This window comes from Bacillus sp. SRB_8, assembly GCF_003264205.1.
GTDB lineage: Bacteria > Bacillota > Bacilli > Bacillales > Bacillaceae_G > Bacillus_A > Bacillus_A mycoides.
Map to the genome: position 1 here is coordinate 295,575 of NZ_NADT01000020.1, position 16,536 is coordinate 312,110.

General features: G+C 31.0%; 20 protein-coding genes. 3 read left to right on the top strand and 17 right to left on the bottom strand.

Translation table 11 applies throughout. From position 1 onward, the window contains the following. The first annotated feature begins 248 nt into the window (after positions 1-248). The gene (locus B5P40_RS19830; RefSeq protein WP_113709707.1) at positions 249-455 is read left to right on the top strand and encodes a hypothetical protein; all 207 of its coding nucleotides are present in this window, start codon (positions 249-251) and stop codon (positions 453-455) included. Between the two features lie 58 nt (positions 456-513). Here the strand turns inward: B5P40_RS19830 and B5P40_RS19835 are convergent, their stop codons facing one another. The 5 genes from B5P40_RS19835 to B5P40_RS19855 all read right to left on the bottom strand — a co-directional run bounded on the left by B5P40_RS19835 (position 514) and on the right by B5P40_RS19855 (position 3,952). After that, positions 514-828 (bottom strand): hypothetical protein, encoded by a 315-nt coding sequence (locus B5P40_RS19835; protein ID WP_113709708.1) that lies wholly within the window; start codon positions 826-828, stop codon positions 514-516. A gap of 171 nt (positions 829-999) precedes the next feature. Continuing rightward, entirely contained in the window at positions 1,000-1,581 is a 582-nt protein-coding gene (locus B5P40_RS19840; protein ID WP_113709709.1) for a hypothetical protein, read from the bottom strand. 635 nt (positions 1,582-2,216) lie between these two features. Next, the gene (locus B5P40_RS33605) at positions 2,217-2,591 is read right to left on the bottom strand and encodes a hypothetical protein (RefSeq protein WP_258402161.1); all 375 of its coding nucleotides are present in this window, start codon (positions 2,589-2,591) and stop codon (positions 2,217-2,219) included. Positions 2,592-2,603: 12 nt separating this feature from the next. After that, positions 2,604-3,587 carry an HNH endonuclease gene (locus tag B5P40_RS19850; protein WP_113709710.1) on the bottom strand — a complete coding sequence of 328 codons (984 nt, stop codon included), beginning with the start codon at positions 3,585-3,587 and terminating at the stop codon, positions 2,604-2,606. 32 nt (positions 3,588-3,619) lie between these two features. Further along, positions 3,620-3,952 (bottom strand): nucleotide pyrophosphohydrolase, encoded by a 333-nt coding sequence (locus B5P40_RS19855; protein ID WP_098804050.1) that lies wholly within the window; start codon positions 3,950-3,952, stop codon positions 3,620-3,622. 140 nt (positions 3,953-4,092) lie between these two features. Here B5P40_RS19855 and B5P40_RS19860 point away from each other — a divergent pair, with 140 nt between their 5' ends. After that, the gene (locus B5P40_RS19860) at positions 4,093-4,737 is read left to right on the top strand and encodes an HNH endonuclease (RefSeq protein ID WP_113709711.1); all 645 of its coding nucleotides are present in this window, start codon (positions 4,093-4,095) and stop codon (positions 4,735-4,737) included. 48 nt (positions 4,738-4,785) lie between these two features. Here B5P40_RS19860 and B5P40_RS19865 read toward each other — a convergent pair whose 3' ends face one another. The 7 genes from B5P40_RS19865 to B5P40_RS19895 form a co-directional block, all read right to left on the bottom strand. Then, positions 4,786-5,994 carry an HNH endonuclease family protein gene (locus B5P40_RS19865; protein ID WP_258402162.1) on the bottom strand — a complete coding sequence of 403 codons (1,209 nt, stop codon included), beginning with the start codon at positions 5,992-5,994 and terminating at the stop codon, positions 4,786-4,788. Further along, positions 5,975-7,933: an AAA family ATPase gene (locus B5P40_RS19870; RefSeq protein WP_181462955.1), complete on the bottom strand. Its 1,959-nt coding sequence runs from the start codon at positions 7,931-7,933 to the stop codon at positions 5,975-5,977. Before B5P40_RS19870 ends, B5P40_RS19865 begins: the two co-directional genes overlap by 20 nt. Before the next feature lie 88 nt (positions 7,934-8,021). Next, positions 8,022-8,525, bottom strand: a complete 504-nt coding sequence (locus tag B5P40_RS19875) for a sigma-70 family RNA polymerase sigma factor (protein ID WP_113709713.1) — start codon at positions 8,523-8,525, stop codon at positions 8,022-8,024. Between the two features lie 562 nt (positions 8,526-9,087). Continuing rightward, complete coding sequence (locus tag B5P40_RS19880) at positions 9,088-9,654, bottom strand: hypothetical protein (RefSeq protein ID WP_113709714.1); 567 nt, start codon at positions 9,652-9,654, stop codon at positions 9,088-9,090. A gap of 19 nt (positions 9,655-9,673) precedes the next feature. Further along, a complete protein-coding gene (locus B5P40_RS19885) occupies positions 9,674-12,286 on the bottom strand; it encodes a lipase/acyltransferase domain-containing protein (protein ID WP_113709715.1) in 2,613 nt (870 codons plus the stop codon). A 726-nt stretch (positions 12,287-13,012) separates the two neighbouring features. Next, positions 13,013-13,387: a DUF1492 domain-containing protein gene (locus tag B5P40_RS19890; RefSeq protein WP_113709716.1), complete on the bottom strand. Its 375-nt coding sequence runs from the start codon at positions 13,385-13,387 to the stop codon at positions 13,013-13,015. 4 nt (positions 13,388-13,391) lie between these two features. Then, positions 13,392-13,679, bottom strand: a complete 288-nt coding sequence (locus B5P40_RS19895; RefSeq protein WP_113709717.1) for a hypothetical protein — start codon at positions 13,677-13,679, stop codon at positions 13,392-13,394. Between the two features lie 538 nt (positions 13,680-14,217). Here B5P40_RS19895 and B5P40_RS19900 point away from each other — a divergent pair. After that, on the top strand, positions 14,218-14,691 hold the full coding sequence (locus B5P40_RS19900) for a CDI toxin immunity protein (protein WP_113709718.1): 474 nt from the start codon (positions 14,218-14,220) through the stop codon (positions 14,689-14,691). 50 nt (positions 14,692-14,741) lie between these two features. Here B5P40_RS19900 and B5P40_RS19905 read toward each other — a convergent pair whose 3' ends face one another. The 5 genes from B5P40_RS19905 to B5P40_RS19920 form a co-directional block, all read right to left on the bottom strand. Further along, positions 14,742-15,314 carry a dUTP diphosphatase gene (locus tag B5P40_RS19905; protein WP_113709719.1) on the bottom strand — a complete coding sequence of 191 codons (573 nt, stop codon included), beginning with the start codon at positions 15,312-15,314 and terminating at the stop codon, positions 14,742-14,744. 94 nt (positions 15,315-15,408) lie between these two features. Beyond that, the gene (gene fbpA, locus B5P40_RS19910) at positions 15,409-15,558 is read right to left on the bottom strand and encodes a Fur-regulated basic protein FbpA (protein ID WP_309252108.1); all 150 of its coding nucleotides are present in this window, start codon (positions 15,556-15,558) and stop codon (positions 15,409-15,411) included. After that, complete coding sequence (locus tag B5P40_RS19915; RefSeq protein ID WP_113709720.1) at positions 15,534-16,163, bottom strand: hypothetical protein; 630 nt, start codon at positions 16,161-16,163, stop codon at positions 15,534-15,536. The genes fbpA and B5P40_RS19915 overlap by 25 nt, the downstream gene beginning before the upstream one ends. After that, complete coding sequence (locus tag B5P40_RS32875; RefSeq protein WP_081806672.1) at positions 16,160-16,330, bottom strand: hypothetical protein; 171 nt, start codon at positions 16,328-16,330, stop codon at positions 16,160-16,162. Before B5P40_RS32875 ends, B5P40_RS19915 begins: the two co-directional genes overlap by 4 nt. Next, positions 16,327-16,515, bottom strand: a complete 189-nt coding sequence (locus B5P40_RS19920) for a hypothetical protein (RefSeq protein ID WP_113709721.1) — start codon at positions 16,513-16,515, stop codon at positions 16,327-16,329. The genes B5P40_RS32875 and B5P40_RS19920 overlap by 4 nt, the downstream gene beginning before the upstream one ends. Between the last annotated feature and the right edge of the window lie 21 nt (positions 16,516-16,536).

A 16,536-nucleotide genomic window follows, 5' to 3' on the forward strand; every position in this document is an offset into this window, starting at 1 on the left:
ACTCATTTCATTACCATATATTTATACTTCTATGTATTTTTTTGTAAAACCTTCTTGAAATCCGAAGAAAATGGTTATTTTTTGTAAAACTTCAAATGTAGTAACAAATTATATGTTTCACGATCTGTGCTTCGTCGCCTAGCACATTCACCATCTCGCGGTAATTCCTTTATATTTCACTTTAAATCTATTAATTTCGATGTATAATTATATAAAAAGTCGCAACTTTTAGAATTGAGGTGAGCATCATGAAAAGTTTTGGTATGTTAGTATTCTCTACCGTCCTTTCAGCAGGCTTAGTATATTATAATGTCGATTCCTTTTATAATAAATTTACATCAGGGAATACATATTACTGGGTAAACGGTATCCTAGCTGCTGGATTCCTTATATCCTTAATTATCAACATAAAAGATATCATCAAGAAAAATTACACAACTTCTGAATCGAATTAAGGAGCCTATTATGGTTCCTTTTTCTATGCAAAATAAAAAAGCAGCGGATTCACTATTTTTATTTATCCCAATCTTCAAGGTCTTTATATTGCTTTTTATATTCGTTTTTAAAAACATTCTCATGCCATACATCATCTACGTCCGGTCTTGATTGTTTATTATTGTATTCATTCACATCACCGTTTTCATTTAACCATTCAGGATTCCTGTGAACATAACGGTAAATAAATTGTCTTGCTTCTTTTAACGAGTTAAACTCTCCGAAGTATACCTTTTGTTCTATTCCTACCGCATAACCATGTACAAAGTAAGTTGTCCCCTTTTCTCCATGCGTTTCAAAAAAAGGCCTTTTTGACTCATCTATTTTTCTCATATCAACATCCCCTTTCTAATTAGATTCATTATACAAAATTAAAACGACTAATTTTGAAAGGTTTCATAATTTTTCGTTCATTGTGTTCATTTGTTTTGTTATCTTTCCTTAACAACAAACAAGACGCCACCCAGATCACGGCAGCGCCTAAAACAGTCAAACGAATACTTTTTATCTTTTTAGATTTTCTAAGATATGCTTTTCAATCATCTCAGCTTTTCCTTCTACCCTTTCAGTCCATGGAACTAATAAAAAGCCTGCTATATCAGTTCCATTTGTTAAATCAACAAATTTTTCAATTCTCTTTCGGTGATCTGTTTCAGTTTCCGGAAATCCTGGTGGTTTTGGAATAAGGCTTGGCGCTACAAAAGTAATATTAAAAGTGGATACCTGGACAAATTCGGCATAACCTACATTGATGATTCTTAACTCTTTATTTTGAAATACCTTTGCTGTTTCTTCCTCATCCAACATACGAATAAAATAATCTAATTTCACTCTCTTATGTATTGGATCTTCGATGTGAGGCGCACGAATTTCAAATTCATAATGTCCGTATAACTGATTATCTTCTCTTGTTAAGCAAGCAAAATCAAGACCAACTTCTGCCTCTTCATTTACAAGAGAATTAGAAGCGATTCGAGACGCTTGGCTTTTTCCACTCCCCAAAATTAAACAACCTTGATCATGAATTTTGAAAATATCTCCATAAAAAATATTATTCGGTCTTGCTGTAGCTATAAATTCTCTCATTTATACCACTCCTTTCTGAATAATCTATTCGACGAAAAAATGGAAAATCCTACAAAATAAAATCATCACCGAACGGTGACAGCTCTAGAGTGGATGAGAGAGAGAACAAACGGTAAAAAGTATCTCTTCAAGAATAAGATTACTCTCATTCTTTTCTCGATCACCGCACTATATACTTTAAACTAAGCGCTTTACGTCAGTGACCGAGAAAAGAGTAAAAACTTCCTTGTTTACCAGCCCCTTACTTGCATTCAGTATAGAGCAGGGTAAATTAATTCTCCTAATTCAAAACTTCTAGGAACACCTAGGTATCCATAAAAAAACAAAAGTGAATATCCTTCATTTCTTTTTAGTCCGATTTTTATGCACCTTATCATTTCTTATCTAAAATAAATAACTGCCCAATGTTGGATGACTATCTTTTATTAGGTTATACGAAACTCCATACGGTACATGAAGTTTCACATAACCTACTTGTTATTAAGTTCTGTCCATATATAGATGGCTTTTGTACGACGAAATAACGGATTTTCTATTTCTCATCATAAGGGCGATATTTATTTCTTATATATTTACAGATAAAACAACCTCCAAATAAAAAAGCATCTTATGCAGATGCTCTTTGTACTTACACACTATTTATCTCTTTTCTTGTCTAGGTTTATTTTCTTTGCTAGAATTATTTCACAATCCCTACGTCCTGTATCCCTCTCAAAATAAACATAATCAGCGTGAATGGCTTTATGTATTAATTCTAAAATAACCGTAACTACTCCAATTTTTAGCATAGGACCTATAGTTGCAGAAAAATCAATGAGTAAAAAAGGCAGCCCTAAAGCAAAAGTTAAATCCATAAAAAATCTTAAGAATGCTACAGTTGTATAGATACCACTATTTTCATACTCTTTGTATTCAACGAATGAATACCATTCTCTTCTTCTTTTTTTCTTTATAAAGAAATTGATCTTTTTTGTTTCTCCCCTAATTACTTTCAAAATTTCATTAGACATATAAACTTATAATTATTTCATGTGATAGTTTGTATGCCATTCAAAATACTCAGCATTATCCTTATTCCACTTTAAGCACTCTTTCCCTTGGAGGGTCTCAATATAATTCCCTACTGATTCCGGTAAATTATCTGTATTAACCAAGCTAATAATTTCTCCATTCAAGACAGTAATGTAACCTTTCTCAAATAAATCATCACAACCAAATTTACACATAGGTATGGCTATATTTTCAATATCTAACCTTTCTTCCATGCTACAAAATGCTCTTTTCTTAATATGTGCAGCTACAAGTAAATCTATAGGATACTCTTTCCCACAAATTCCACAGTTGCAAGTTTTCTTATCATTAAACAGATAGCCACGTAATATCCCTTGCTCTTTTCTAGCCTTGCCTTTTATCTCATTATCCAATGAAGCACTTTGTTCTAAGTCACCTATAATGTCTTTAATATTTTTCTTTGTTTCTTCCTTTGTACTGATTGGAGCATAAGAAGAACTATACAAATCAAAAGCACTCATTATTATGTTACTTTTCTCTTGGTCTAATACTCTAAAGCCTTGTATTAGATTTCCCTCTTCATAATCTAATAATCTATTAAAGACACTTAAACTAATGGCTTGATGCTTTATTTCATCTAAGAAGTAAATATACTCCCAGCTTTCACCACTATCTGTTTCTCCCCACAGATGCTTTGCTAATTCTAAATTATGTACCTTATATGCGATGGTAGCAGATGCAAAAATTTGCTTATTCGCTGAAAAAAGTGTTATATCTCCTCTTTGAATCTTTTCCCATTGTTTTATCTTCTGTGGACTTGGAGTTATCCCCCAAACACGGATTAAGTTTCCTTTATAAATTTCAGATAACTTATCAGCATCCTCTTGTTGTAAGAAAGGCTTAATCTTCTCAAATTCAATGCCATTACGCATTGTGGATTGAAAATTAAATTTAGCTACTTTATTCCCTGTAGGTTGTAGTATTACGTTGTACATACACTTACACCTCTTCTGTTTTATTTAGTTTTCTATAGTTCGTTATATTTTTTATTCGATCCAAATGACTTTTCAACTGGATATTTTTTTTGATTTTTTTCTAGCTTATTTTTAACTACCTCTTCTATATCCAGATTCATTTGGTCAGCCAATAAGATTGAATAAATTAATACATCAGCTAGTTCATCTTTGATGTTTTCAAGATTTTGTTCTATTGCATCTTCACTACTTTTCCATTGAAAATTCTCCAATAACTCGCTAGCCTCTAAAGAAAGAGAAATCGCTAAATCCTTAGGGTTATGAAATTTTTTCCAGTCTCTATCATCTCGAAACTTAAGAATTTCCTTTATTGTATTTTGATTCATTTTTGAATCCTCCCGCTATTATCCATTGGTAAATCCTTCTACAATTATATAAAACCAATTGCTTCCATTGCAAAAATTTAGATATACTAATTTTAAAAAGCTAGACTAACAACAAATATAACTTACTCGGAGGAATACCTATGGCAAATAACAACCCTTGGTTAAACGAAATCATAGAAATATTAACGGATTTAGGTGGAGCTGGAACACTAAGTCAAATTAAAACAAAAGTTATGGAACGTAATAAAATAGACCTAAGTAAATATCAGCATGAACAATCAATAGGTGCACAAATTAGAAAGACCATCTATTATCATTCTAGTGAATGCGATATTTATAAAGGTGAACAAGACTTATTTTATGCTGTAAATGGTAAAGGGAATGGCTGTTGGGGATTAAGAGATTTCGATAATAATAATGATTGGGATTTCATCGATCTTGAGGAGGAATTTTCTGAAGGTAAACAAATACTTAGAACTCATTTATCCTATGAACGTAATAGCAAAGTAATTAGGTTAGCAAAAGAACGTTTTAAACAACAGCATGATGAAAAGCTTTTCTGTGAGATTTGCGGTTTTGACTTCCATAAAGTATATGGTGAATTAGGAAATGATTATATCGAGGGACATCATACAATCCCTGTATCTCAACTCAAAGAAGGAGAAAAGACTAGAATTGAGGATATTATAATGGTTTGCTCCAATTGTCACAGAATGTTACATAGGCGTAAACCATGGTTAAGTATCGAAGAATTAAAACTATTATTAAATAAAACACATCTATAAAAGCGCAATACCGCTTCTTCTGAATAAAGGAGCGGTATAACTAACTTATTATGTATATTTTATTCCGAATTCTTGAGTAATGTCTCTTGTTAATTTTGATAAGACCCTTTTATCTAATTGCGCAGTGTCAACATAATTAGAGTATACGACTCTTACTACATCATGTTTTGAAGGAAACAGATTAGGAAACTCATGACATAATGAATCAATTTTAGCGTCATTGTATCTTAAAGATTTCAAAAGTATCTCTCCTACATAATCTGTGTGAGAGTTATATAATGAATTTAATTTAAATGTTTTTTTATTATTTTCTATTTTTTTAAGTAACAGCTCAATTTCCTCATTATCATACTTTTGTTTTTCAATTTCGTTCACTTTAAAACCAATGGAAAATATATCGGGGTTTGAGTACCAGGCTTTTAAATAATCTAACTGTCCATTTCCTTCTTTAAATTGGAGAGTAAATTGAACCAAATCTCCAAAGCCCTTTTCATATGGATGTATATGCGTATTTATTGAAAACTCTTGATTTCCTTTTAAATTAGAATTACATACATGACAACAAGGTATAAGATTAAAAAAAGAAACTGCTAAAAAAGGAAATCTAGACTGACTATAAAAATGATCTAATTGTGGTCTTGTTCTACCTTTTTCTTCTTCATTTGGCTCAGATACAGTTATAAATTGCCTATTACAATATGGACATACCTCAACCTTTAATTGCTTAACTAATTCATAAGCCCCCCATTTTTTTTCATCCTCCTTGCTATACTGTCTGCAAAAGTGATCATAATCAAATATAGTCCCTAATGTATCTATTAAACTCTTTCCTTCCTGAATGTAACGGTTAACTAATTTAATCATACAAGCCACTTTTTCATCCTCTTCTTTAACAGAGGTGATTCGAGTCTTAGACGCCTCTTTTCCACTAAGAATCTCAAATTCTTTACTCAACATTTTTCGCTGTTTTTCATAATATTTAAGCTTTTTCTTTAAACCATTATGATTATGTATCTTTCCCATAACACTTCTATATTTTTTATTAATATTAGTAACTATTTCATTTAAATGATTAGGATTACCCATGATAATGTTTTCAATTTGATTTCGTATAGTAATAAAAAATTTTCTCCATGTAAGATTTTTTTCTATTTCTACAATTTGCTCTAACTTTTCTAAAAAACCTTTTTGCTTAAAATACTCTTCATAGTGTCTTCTAGCAAGATGATGCAAATTGTCACGCTTTATCTGTATCACCTTTCCATCTCTCCAATTCTTCCAAACGCTCTTTCAAGTTTTTAATTTCACGTTCAACACTCAGCATTCTAATGGACAATTTGTCACTTAACATTTGTGATAGTTTATTACGAATTACTGGTTCTCCAATTAAATTTATTGTCTTTTCAATTTTCTTTTCATTTCGCAAAATTGTATCAATATCTTTATTTACAAGTAAATCTATAATTTCATTTATCTTTCTCTTAGCAAAAGTGCCAGTTACACCATCCTCCATAAAAAAAGAATGTGATAATAATGAATGTATATTAGCAGCAAAAGTTTGATGATAATCTGCTAATCCATCAACTACTACTGTTTTATTTCCTTCCTTTTTCAAAAAGATAATATTCGTACTTGGTAGATCTGAAACCACAAATGGGGAGTTTGAAGTGAGTATTATTTGGATGTTCCTTTTCCTTAAATCATTATTACCTTTAAAAATCATTGAAAAATACTCTATTAAACTACTTATAATTTGACTTTGCCAATGAGGATGCATATAAACTTCTCCCTCATCAATCAAAATTATTAGGTCATTTTCAGGATTTTCTTGTATATCATTTAAGCTAAGTAAAAAATAAAAACGTGCATATATATTTAATAAAGCCATTTCTCCACTACTCATACTTCTCCATGAAAATTGAAGAAATTCATGATTGGTACATGCTTTTTCATAAATATATATAAATCTTTCAAACCTGTTTTTGTCTACTCCATTTGTATTATAGGTTAATTCGAGAAGCATTCTTCCATAATAAGGAGGTATCTTATTAAAATCATATTTATAATATTGTATCATTAGTGAAGCCAACGCTTTTAACATTTCAGAAAAAGCAGTCAACTCTTCATCCTTCTCACTAATTATTGTTGCAATCTCTAAAATCCCTCTAATTATTTTAAAATAACTATTTCTAGAACCGTTGTTTAATGTATTATCATTAAAATCAAAGTGAATATCTATAAGTTTATGTCGGAATTCACTTCTTTCTATTTCATAAAGTATATGCCCAATTATTAATCCAGCAAATCGATGTACCTTGTATCGCTCTCTTCCATTAATATTAAACATCTTAAAATCTTTAGGCTTCTCATAGTTCTCAAGTTGTGAATAGAGATAACTATGCAATTCAGATAGTTTTGACTTATCTTCTATCGGAGGAACTATAGATCCTCTAGTTGTGAATATATCCACTTGATTAGGCAAAATAAACGGTAAAGGTACTTGATTATATGTACCTTTCATTCCATAAACAAACTGAATTTGTCTTTTCATTTCCCTAAATTTATAATTAGTCCCTTCAGACTCTATATTTTGAACTTTCCCATAAGAATTAGCAGTTAAATGATTTGTGGAAATATTCAATAACTTACCGTTTGAATATTCATTTTTACAATCAAAAACATTAGAAAAATAAATTAGATTTGTATTAGTTAGATTTTCTCGAAATTCTTTCTGAGATGTATATTCAAAACTAAAATTAATATTGTCATCTAAAATAATATTAACTTTAAACTTTGCTGAATGAGATATATAATATTTTTTTTCATCATCTATACATTCTCTAAAAATGCATATATACTCTTCTACATTTTCCATATCTCTATTTCCAAATATTTTATCAGAGGCAGTCTCTTTTTCTCTAACCTTATCCTTAATGAACTCCAGTATACTAGATTTCCCTGCACCATTTTGACCAACAATAGCTGTAACATTTCGGATGTTAGCATTCGGCTCCTTAGATTCTAACGCCATATTAAAAAAGTCTTCAATATAATTTAAATTTTCTTTCACATAAATTCCATATTCATTTTCGTTCCTTATTTTACACTGATATCTATATTGATTATCAAAATTAAATCCCTGTTCATTTATTAAACCTTCTCTAAAATCTTTAATCCATATATATGCTAATTCCAAATTAATCCCCTTCCTGTCAGTTCTATCACTATAATTATATAAGTAAATAAAAATAATAGATATTTTTATTTGCTTATATAAAAAAACCTCATCCACAATTGCAGAAGAGGCTCTCATTTATCTGTCTTGCTATTTTCTTTTCAGCACGTTCTATCATAGACTGTACCGTACTACACGTAATGTCTAGATATCTAGCAATCTCCCTGTATGTTAAACAATATCCTCGAGACATGAGATACACTTCTTTTTCCCGTTCTGTTAGCAATGACAACGCATCTTCTAGCCTTACCTTATCCCATTCACCAATTGAATGCTCTTGCTGATGATTATCCCACTCATATAAGTTATCATCCATGCTACGAAAATACCTTTGCATGAGTAACGAATCACATGCTCTTTCCCTCTGATACGCAGCTAACCTTTCAACCCCTCTACGATTTCCTGGTCTTCTCGCCTTTTTCATCCATTCTAAGGAATAAGAAATGTCGCTAATCATATCAGTTAGAATCTTTACATCTTCCTCTTTAGCATCCTTCTGCGCTTCTCTCAATTGCTTTAAAGTTGTGTTATATTGCTTAATCAAATCCTGCATAACCTATCCTCCTTATAAACAAAAAAGAACACCGTATATAGACTGTACTTCTCTACATAACAGTGTTCTTTTATTACTTTCATATTTAATTTCTACGCTTCTCTCACTACACAAGTAACTTACTACTTATATAGTCAGAGAAACGGAAAACCGTTCCTCATAGACACAAATCGGTAAGTGTAGCTGATGCTTCTAATTAGTTTGGTAAAGTTCAAGAGAGAAATAAAGTGTTGAGGTGCCCCACGCCTCTTTGAACCGAGGAAAGTATGATTAGCAATTGGACATTCGGAAGGAACATCCTCGGCTCAAAGAGAGGTGTAACCCTCTCCCTCGTTGGTCGGACCCTTACTTACGTTTATTCGTGAGTAAACTATAATTAATTGCCCTAGCCCGAGAAATTTAGATAAATCAAGAAACAACATACAGTACCATTTCCGTGGCAGTTCTTATTACAAGTTTAATAATATATGAAGAGTCTGTATAATTCTTATCAAATTTTTATCAAATACTCTATTAGTAATGAAAACACCATATACCTCTTAGGTATATGGTGTTTTCAGCTTTAATTCACAATGTATTTTACATTATCTTTTTTTTTATAAGGCTCTCTCACTATAACTTTTGTCATATATCTTGATTGAAACATCATTTTCGTTTCCCTAGAAATAATATTTTTTACATCTATAATTTGTGGATTATTCTCTGTTATATGTAAAACAATATTTAAAAGTTTTTTTGTACCTCTTTCTTCTGGATCTAATATTTGAATACTAATTTGTTCGCTTGTAATACCAAGATTCTTTTTGTTAAATTCCCCCAAAACTAGCGGAATAATAACATTCTCTAATTCCGAATATTCTTTCTCGTTTTTCATGTTTAATACCGCTCTATAACAAAAGTGAAAAAATGGTATAGATAACGGTAAAAAAGAATACAATATGCCTTCTTTTTCAAAGATAAAAGTATATACTATATTCACTATAAAAATCAGAATTGGGGAAAATACATATAAATATTTGTATAGAAACGATATATCAAATAAAATATGTTCTCCCATCCGTTTTCTTAATATAAAATAAATAATAGCAAGGAGGGAAAATAACGCAATATTTATTATTAAAATGGCCATTTCATTTCCCTCCTTCCAATTAGTTTTCAATACTAATATCTATGTCTTGAGATCTTAGACTATTCCGTGTAATTTTTTCACTGATATTCACTTCTAAAACTGGTGCAGCATCCTTTTTCCAATTCTGCTTAATTATATCATTTACTTCCTCTAAATTTATATCCCCAACATATACATCTTCTTTTTCATTAAAATATACGTCAATTGTATCTGTAAGAATAATTTCCTTTAACCCTTTGACTTTGCTGAATATTTGCAATTCAAGAGTTCTCATATCCTTTTGACGTTCTGTATCAATTACTTTGAATTTAAGAGGATACACTTTTTGAGAATTCATTACAATATCCTCAGAAAAATTTTGTAAATATATTTTATATTTTTTATATTTAGCGATTTTAACATTAAGAGGATCTTTTTCAATTATAATATCAGTGCAATTAGTTATATTCCAATTATTTATTTTACGAAAATACCCAGCTCTTCCTTCTTCTTCAGGCATGATAAAGTGAATTTTAGGTGATTCCAGTTGGAAATATTTATTGATTAAATCTTTCAAATTATTTTCCTCTGCAGTCCCTTCAAATATAGAAGTTATAATATTCTCATCAATTGCTATACAATAATGCTCCTCTTCACCAAGAATATTATTGTACTTAATCTCTATATTACGTGTTTCGTTAATATAAAACACATCATTACCCAATCTTTTTGAATCATTATCATATACTATTTCATATTCTCCTATTTCTTTTCCGAATTGCTCAGCAATGCTTCGATAAAACTCTTTAAATTCTATTTCCACAATATACTGATGTGGTAAAAATTCTATATTTACATTAAAAGAAAACTTAGGCAATAATATGATTTCAATTTTCTTAGCAGCTTCCACATTTCCAAAAATATCTTTAGTAAAATATTCTATGCGATTATTTCTCTCTTTTAAATCTAAACTTATTTCTTCTCCTAATTTAATTTCCATCAATTTCCCATTAACTTTAATGAATGTACTATCAATTTCATATGAACCTTTTTCAATACTATCTATTGCTATTTTAACATATCCCTTCGCAATAATGGTTTCACTTTGCTCTCCTATTTCAGTTGATCTTTCAGCAAAAATCTTCATTTTGGTACTCGGATATTCAATGTCCTCAACTAAAACTTCCACGCTAGACTCAATAGCAACCGGTTCTTTCCCAAATTCTTCAATAGACAATTTGTTCTCCTCTATATTAGATGACAAAGTAAGTTCTGCTTCAATGTCAGGGTTTATTTCAAACACCTTAAAAGCATTTCTTTTAACATTTTCTCCTTCTTCATATTCATCTATAGATACAGTAGTAGGTCCTTTATCGTACGCATGAATCATTATTTTTTCAAAGTCCTCTATAGTACCTTCATCATCATCAAATACTATATAAGTAGTTTCTCCTATTTCTTCAATATTATATTCCGTATTAACTATTTCCTTTAAACCTTCCTCATCAATTGTTTCAATGGCACCATATATTACTTGGCCTTCTTTATCTACCAATGAAATTTCTACTGGACAAGCCACTTTCAGAATTTTCCCACTGAATTTTTTGTTGTATTGACTACTTAAACTATTAAAAATAGTCTCGTTTTCAACAAATCCTCCCACATTATTAATAATATTCTCCACTAATTGAATTACCTCTCCATTTTTCGGTAAATCTTGGTGACCAACCTTATTAACAAAATATGCATTTTGACTATTTGATAGTGCACTAAATAACGGTACTGTACCATCACCATTTCTAAAATCCCCTTCAGCTTCTCCCAATGTATTTTCAGTTATTCCTGAAATTGTTGGTTTACTGATCCCAATTATTTCAAAATGCTGTATATGCTGAGGTATATCTCTACTTAATAAACTATGGAAATCTTCAAATACGTCATTATATTTGTGTTTATAAAACTCAAAATCGTTCTTCAAATGATCAATAAAAAATTCCTCATGATTATAATAATTTCTATTATTTTTTCTGTACGAAACTAGAGTTTTGGTTTCTAATCTGCTAGCTAATTCACAATAATTTTCATTTGGCAGTAGTTGATAAATACTTGGAAAGTATGGTGAGATTTCTTTAGATGTTTTCTTATTAAGAATTGCTCCTTTTATTTTAATAATTTTATCTGGTATTGATGTACCATATTTCAATGTCTTATATGCATCCATAGCTCCATTCCAAGGTGTTCCAAGGGTAATAAACTTAGAAATTTTATCTGCCCAGGCTTCCTCATCCAGCTGATTTAATAGTAGCTTCCCTATAATCCCCCCCATACTGTGGGCTACTAAAATTATCTCATCAACTTGTTCACTTTTTTCACTTATTTTCTCTTTCAAATCTTCCACGTGACTTAAATTATTTTGACGCCAATCATAGTGAAAAGAAATTACATTTGTTGTAATACCCTTCAGATTATTCATTAATTTTCGATATGTAAAAGGTTCGATTTTACTGGAGTAAATTTCCTTATCATCTAATTTTTTTAAATACTCATAACTATCTAGTATATAATCGCTCCATGGCCAAATTAATCGATTACGTTTTTTTAAAGTACTCCCCATGATTCCGGGTATAAAGATAATTAATACATTATTATTCATAATAATTCCCTCCAGAAAATACGCAATAATTTATCCTATATAATTTTATTACGCTTATTTATAAAACCTTTTAATAGTTATACACATTAAGCTTAACAAAATCAGTTTGTCGTTTTCTTTCGAATAATGTCGGAATATATTTATTTTTAAATTTTTTATCGAACAATAAATGTTATCATCTAAAAAAAACGAATTTTAAGATGATTCATTTTCAATTACTTAAAATCTATTTTTTTAGAAAATCCCATCTTAAAAACCATGAATATTAAACTGTGTTATGTCTATCTGATTCACAAAAATAAAAAACCTCTTCGAGCAAAACATAACAATAAATCCAATCGTTTAAAATGCATAAGACCAAAAGATCCACCTGTATGAACAGGTGGATCTTTTGGTCTTATTATATGCTTGATACTTTCTACTTAACGTTTCTAATTCTTTTTTTACTGTTACAAACCATCTTTTACTTCTTTATTTAGCTCTCTACTTCCATTTCAAAAATCTATTGAAGAAAGTAGATATATGTCTCTTTTATTGTATCTATAACAAATATTTTTACAGGTTTCCCTAGATTGAATTAAAATGTCTTCTGACGGTCTCCAATCCTCAAACCATTACATATATAGCTCCATAAAAGGAAGCGTATATAACCTCTTTGAGTCCCGTAATAGTCGTAAATTTTTCAAATAATTCTTCTTTAATAATATTTTCCCACCAAATGTTTTACTATTCTTCTACCTCTATTCCCAGCTTATATGCAAGCTCACACAAAGCCCTATTCCTCTTTCTATAATAATCCGGCTGAGACATATTCAATATCCTACACATTTTTATCCAACTAGGTTTCTCTTTCCCTAGATAAGCTAACTCAATAAGTTGCTTATCCCACTCATCTAGCTTCTCTACACCTCTTCGTATTTCTTGGATATAGTTGATTCGTTCTAAAACTGTTTTACTCATGCCGATCACCTTACCATCTTGTACACGCTCTATATCTCTTTCCTCTATACTTGATAAAAATAGATGATACTTTTTCAAAGCTTGAAGCACATCCTTCTTTGTCTGCTCTTTATTAAGAACAGGTAGGGCAATATCCAACATACTCTCACTCCTTCACCATTTTCAAAAATGTATCCAACGGCATAACTACCAGCCAAGGTTTTCTATCAGCTTTAATTGCTAAAGCATCTGGTTGTTCACGTTCATCCTCCAACCAGTTGTATAATGTCTTGAATCCGTCTTTCCTTGCTTTCACTTCCCATTCAAGACCTAAACCCTTCACATCATTTGAGTACCCGTCCATGGCACCAGAGAGCGGTACACGAGCACCGCCTATCAAACTAGCAAATTCTCTTTCACGTCTCATTCCTTTATCTCGTTGACTTTTCCCCATTTATTAATCTCCATTTCTTTACAAGGATTATTTTGTTGAGTTCCAATATGCAATATTACATATTCTGTATGTTCAATTTCTAAATATGCGATAATTAGTTTATAAAAATATTTAAAGGAGAATACTAAGTGTCTTTTTTTTCTTGGTCTCCTCTTATTTTCTTAACAATTGTTGCAATCATTATTTCTATTAAAAGGCTAAGAAACAACAACTCTAAATAGTTACAATTTATTATTAGGAGGTGTAATTATGTCTTTTGCAGTTTGGAGTGCAATTTTTATGACTTTAATTGGCGCAATGTCCGGAGCAATTGTTGGCACAATCTCTTCTCGAAATAAGAGCAACAATCCAAATTAAAAACTTAATAATAAAATTTAATAATTATCTCACCGACAGCTGGTAAGCATTTGACCTTCCAGCTGTCATTTTCTATTCAAATAACGCTTTTGTTTAATTTATATTTAAGAAATTCATTTTTATAAGGAATAACCTTATATGCTATACTGCTTCCTAATTAATTGTAGAAGGAATGATAAAAATGAATGATAGATCCTCAAGACGATGGAAAATGCAACAAAAGTTAAAGTCATTGAAAACAAAAAGCAGAAATGATACAAATCCCTTGTTTAATGAATGTCTTGAATCCTTAGGAGACGAAACTCTAATTTTCTCTCAGGAAAAAAGCCAGCAGATTGCTACTAATTTAATTAATTTACTTCCTATAACCGTATCTGGAAAAATAGATTGGGAACAGATAGACAATCAATTAATAGCTTCAAACAAAGAACAACTAATTTCCCTTATTAGGGCCAACCAACTAGATTTTGATGAACAGATTTTTATAATATGGGATAACTACGAGATCCCTGTAGTAAGTACAAATCTTGATAGAGTATTCCAATCACTAGTGGACGTTGATGCAGTCAGTTTTTATTACTGGCTATTAGATAAAGAATATAGATTCGTAATTGAAATAAAAGATGAAGAAATGATTAGAGTTGGGTTTCGCTAATACTCTAATCATCTTTCCTCATTCTGCTGTTCTATAAAATTCAAAGTTAATTAATATCCTTTATCCTGTCTCTCAAAGTTTTCCGCATTCTTCTCCTTATACGAATCAATAACGTCCTCATAAGTAAATCCATACAAATAGCAAATACGAAAGAAGATGCCAAACGCTCGTCTTAAATGTCCCATTGTTGTGGTTAAATCTCTGTACTGACACCACGCCCTTTTTGCAGTCAACACATCTTGCATATACCATTCGAACAGCATATTCACATTGCTAGTATCTTTTCTCATAATTGATTGCATACTGAACGATGGAATAAGTTTATGTCTCCATGTACATTTATCTAATTCGATTACAATGTTCATCAGAAAATGAAGACCATCGATTAACTCTTCTAATAGTCCATTCTTAGGAACTCCAAATCCTGTACTCCACATCTTAAACGCTCGAGTTTCGTTCCACGCTTCACTGATTTCCACCAGTAATGCACGAAACAACATATCCATTTTGTCATTTCCTTTATATCCAATTCGTTTATCCAGTTCTTTTTGCATTTCAAATAGTTCCGTAATATCAAAGTTTTGTTTCTTCTCTTCTGATGTAATTGTGTGTAACTGAATCATTATAAGTTCACTCCAAGTTTGTATTTTAGTAAGAATATAGTCACACTGATTAAAAACCAGCTGACTAAAATGATTGCCATTTCCTTTTTAAAGCTCACTCTTCTCCCTCCAACAATTCCACTAACTCCTCAAACGAGCATTCAAACAAATCTCGAAGCCCGTCCTTGGATTTATAAATACCTCTATCAATCAGTTGATCTATGATGTGTTGATGCAAAATTACCCCACCATGTCCTCGACACAAAATTGTGGTTCCATGCTTTTTGCAGAAAAGTAATTTACTGGTGCATCTTTCTCATTAATTGCTACGCACCCTAGAACACCCTCAAACTTATTATCTTCAGTCTGAACAATTACTTTATATAAGACGTCTTCACGTTCACAAATATCACCTAATTTAAACTCGTCCATTTTACGGCCCTGCTTATAAAACATCATGAAACGCTCAAATTCTTCTAACTCTTCATCTGTTGCCTTTCGGAATGTACGTCCCTGATATCTTTTGAAAGAACATCCATTTTCATAGAAACGATATTCTCCTACTTTTAACCCCATGATTAAGTAATACTTAGTTTGACTCTCCTCTTTTAAAATTCCGTACCATTTCCCATTTGAGCTTTCCATTACGAACATCTCACCGTACTCTAAATTCAATGGCTTTTCATAATCTACAAACTCGTTTTCAAAAAAGAAATTCATACCGATTGCAGATGGCACAATACGCTGGCTACTAATTCCTAAAACCTCATGTTTCCCTCTTTTTAATGTGTGTGCAAAAAAATCATTCTTTTCTTTAATCCAATTCGCTTTCATTCTTTCAATCGCTTCAAATCCTGTATATGTTTTCATTCTTTCCCCTTCGCTTTCTTTAACATTTCTTCAATCCGTTTTCCCGTAGTATTTTTATAGTCCTCACATGTCCATTCAGCGTTGTTTGTCGGAGATGGTGTAAATACCATTCCCCAACTACTAACGCTTGAAATATGTACATCAGGACGAATTACAGTAATGGTCATAGAAGCTTATCCCTCTTTTGTTTCTCTATAAGAGCAGCTGATAATACCATTGAACTAGCTTCTTTACATTTGCGGCATAAAGCATGAAAGTCTTTATCCATACATCCTCCATTTGGATGCACTTCTAAACGATTATGTGCATCACAATGTCCGTAATACCATTTCACAATTATTGTCTCAATCATTAAAAACTCCCCTTTACATCA

Coding starts and splice junctions, on each gene's coding strand:
- B5P40_RS19830 (WP_113709707.1), top strand. CDS start 249: ATGAAAAGTTTTGGTATGTTAGTATTCTCTACCGTCCTTTCAGCAGGC.
- B5P40_RS19835 (WP_113709708.1), bottom strand. CDS start 828: ATGAGAAAAATAGATGAGTCAAAAAGGCCTTTTTTTGAAACGCATGGA.
- B5P40_RS19840 (WP_113709709.1), bottom strand. CDS start 1,581: ATGAGAGAATTTATAGCTACAGCAAGACCGAATAATATTTTTTATGGA.
- B5P40_RS33605 (WP_258402161.1), bottom strand. CDS start 2,591: ATGTCTAATGAAATTTTGAAAGTAATTAGGGGAGAAACAAAAAAGATC.
- B5P40_RS19850 (WP_113709710.1), bottom strand. CDS start 3,587: ATGTACAACGTAATACTACAACCTACAGGGAATAAAGTAGCTAAATTT.
- B5P40_RS19855 (WP_098804050.1), bottom strand. CDS start 3,952: ATGAATCAAAATACAATAAAGGAAATTCTTAAGTTTCGAGATGATAGA.
- B5P40_RS19860 (WP_113709711.1), top strand. CDS start 4,093: ATGGCAAATAACAACCCTTGGTTAAACGAAATCATAGAAATATTAACG.
- B5P40_RS19875 (WP_113709713.1), bottom strand. CDS start 8,525: ATGCAGGATTTGATTAAGCAATATAACACAACTTTAAAGCAATTGAGA.
- B5P40_RS19880 (WP_113709714.1), bottom strand. CDS start 9,654: ATGGCCATTTTAATAATAAATATTGCGTTATTTTCCCTCCTTGCTATT.
- B5P40_RS19885 (WP_113709715.1), bottom strand. CDS start 12,286: ATGAATAATAATGTATTAATTATCTTTATACCCGGAATCATGGGGAGT.
- B5P40_RS19890 (WP_113709716.1), bottom strand. CDS start 13,387: ATGTTGGATATTGCCCTACCTGTTCTTAATAAAGAGCAGACAAAGAAG.
- B5P40_RS19895 (WP_113709717.1), bottom strand. CDS start 13,679: ATGGGGAAAAGTCAACGAGATAAAGGAATGAGACGTGAAAGAGAATTT.
- B5P40_RS19900 (WP_113709718.1), top strand. CDS start 14,218: ATGAATGATAGATCCTCAAGACGATGGAAAATGCAACAAAAGTTAAAG.
- B5P40_RS19905 (WP_113709719.1), bottom strand. CDS start 15,314: ATGATTCAGTTACACACAATTACATCAGAAGAGAAGAAACAAAACTTT.
- B5P40_RS19915 (WP_113709720.1), bottom strand. CDS start 16,163: ATGAAAACATATACAGGATTTGAAGCGATTGAAAGAATGAAAGCGAAT.
- B5P40_RS32875 (WP_081806672.1), bottom strand. CDS start 16,330: ATGACCATTACTGTAATTCGTCCTGATGTACATATTTCAAGCGTTAGT.
- B5P40_RS19920 (WP_113709721.1), bottom strand. CDS start 16,515: ATGATTGAGACAATAATTGTGAAATGGTATTACGGACATTGTGATGCA.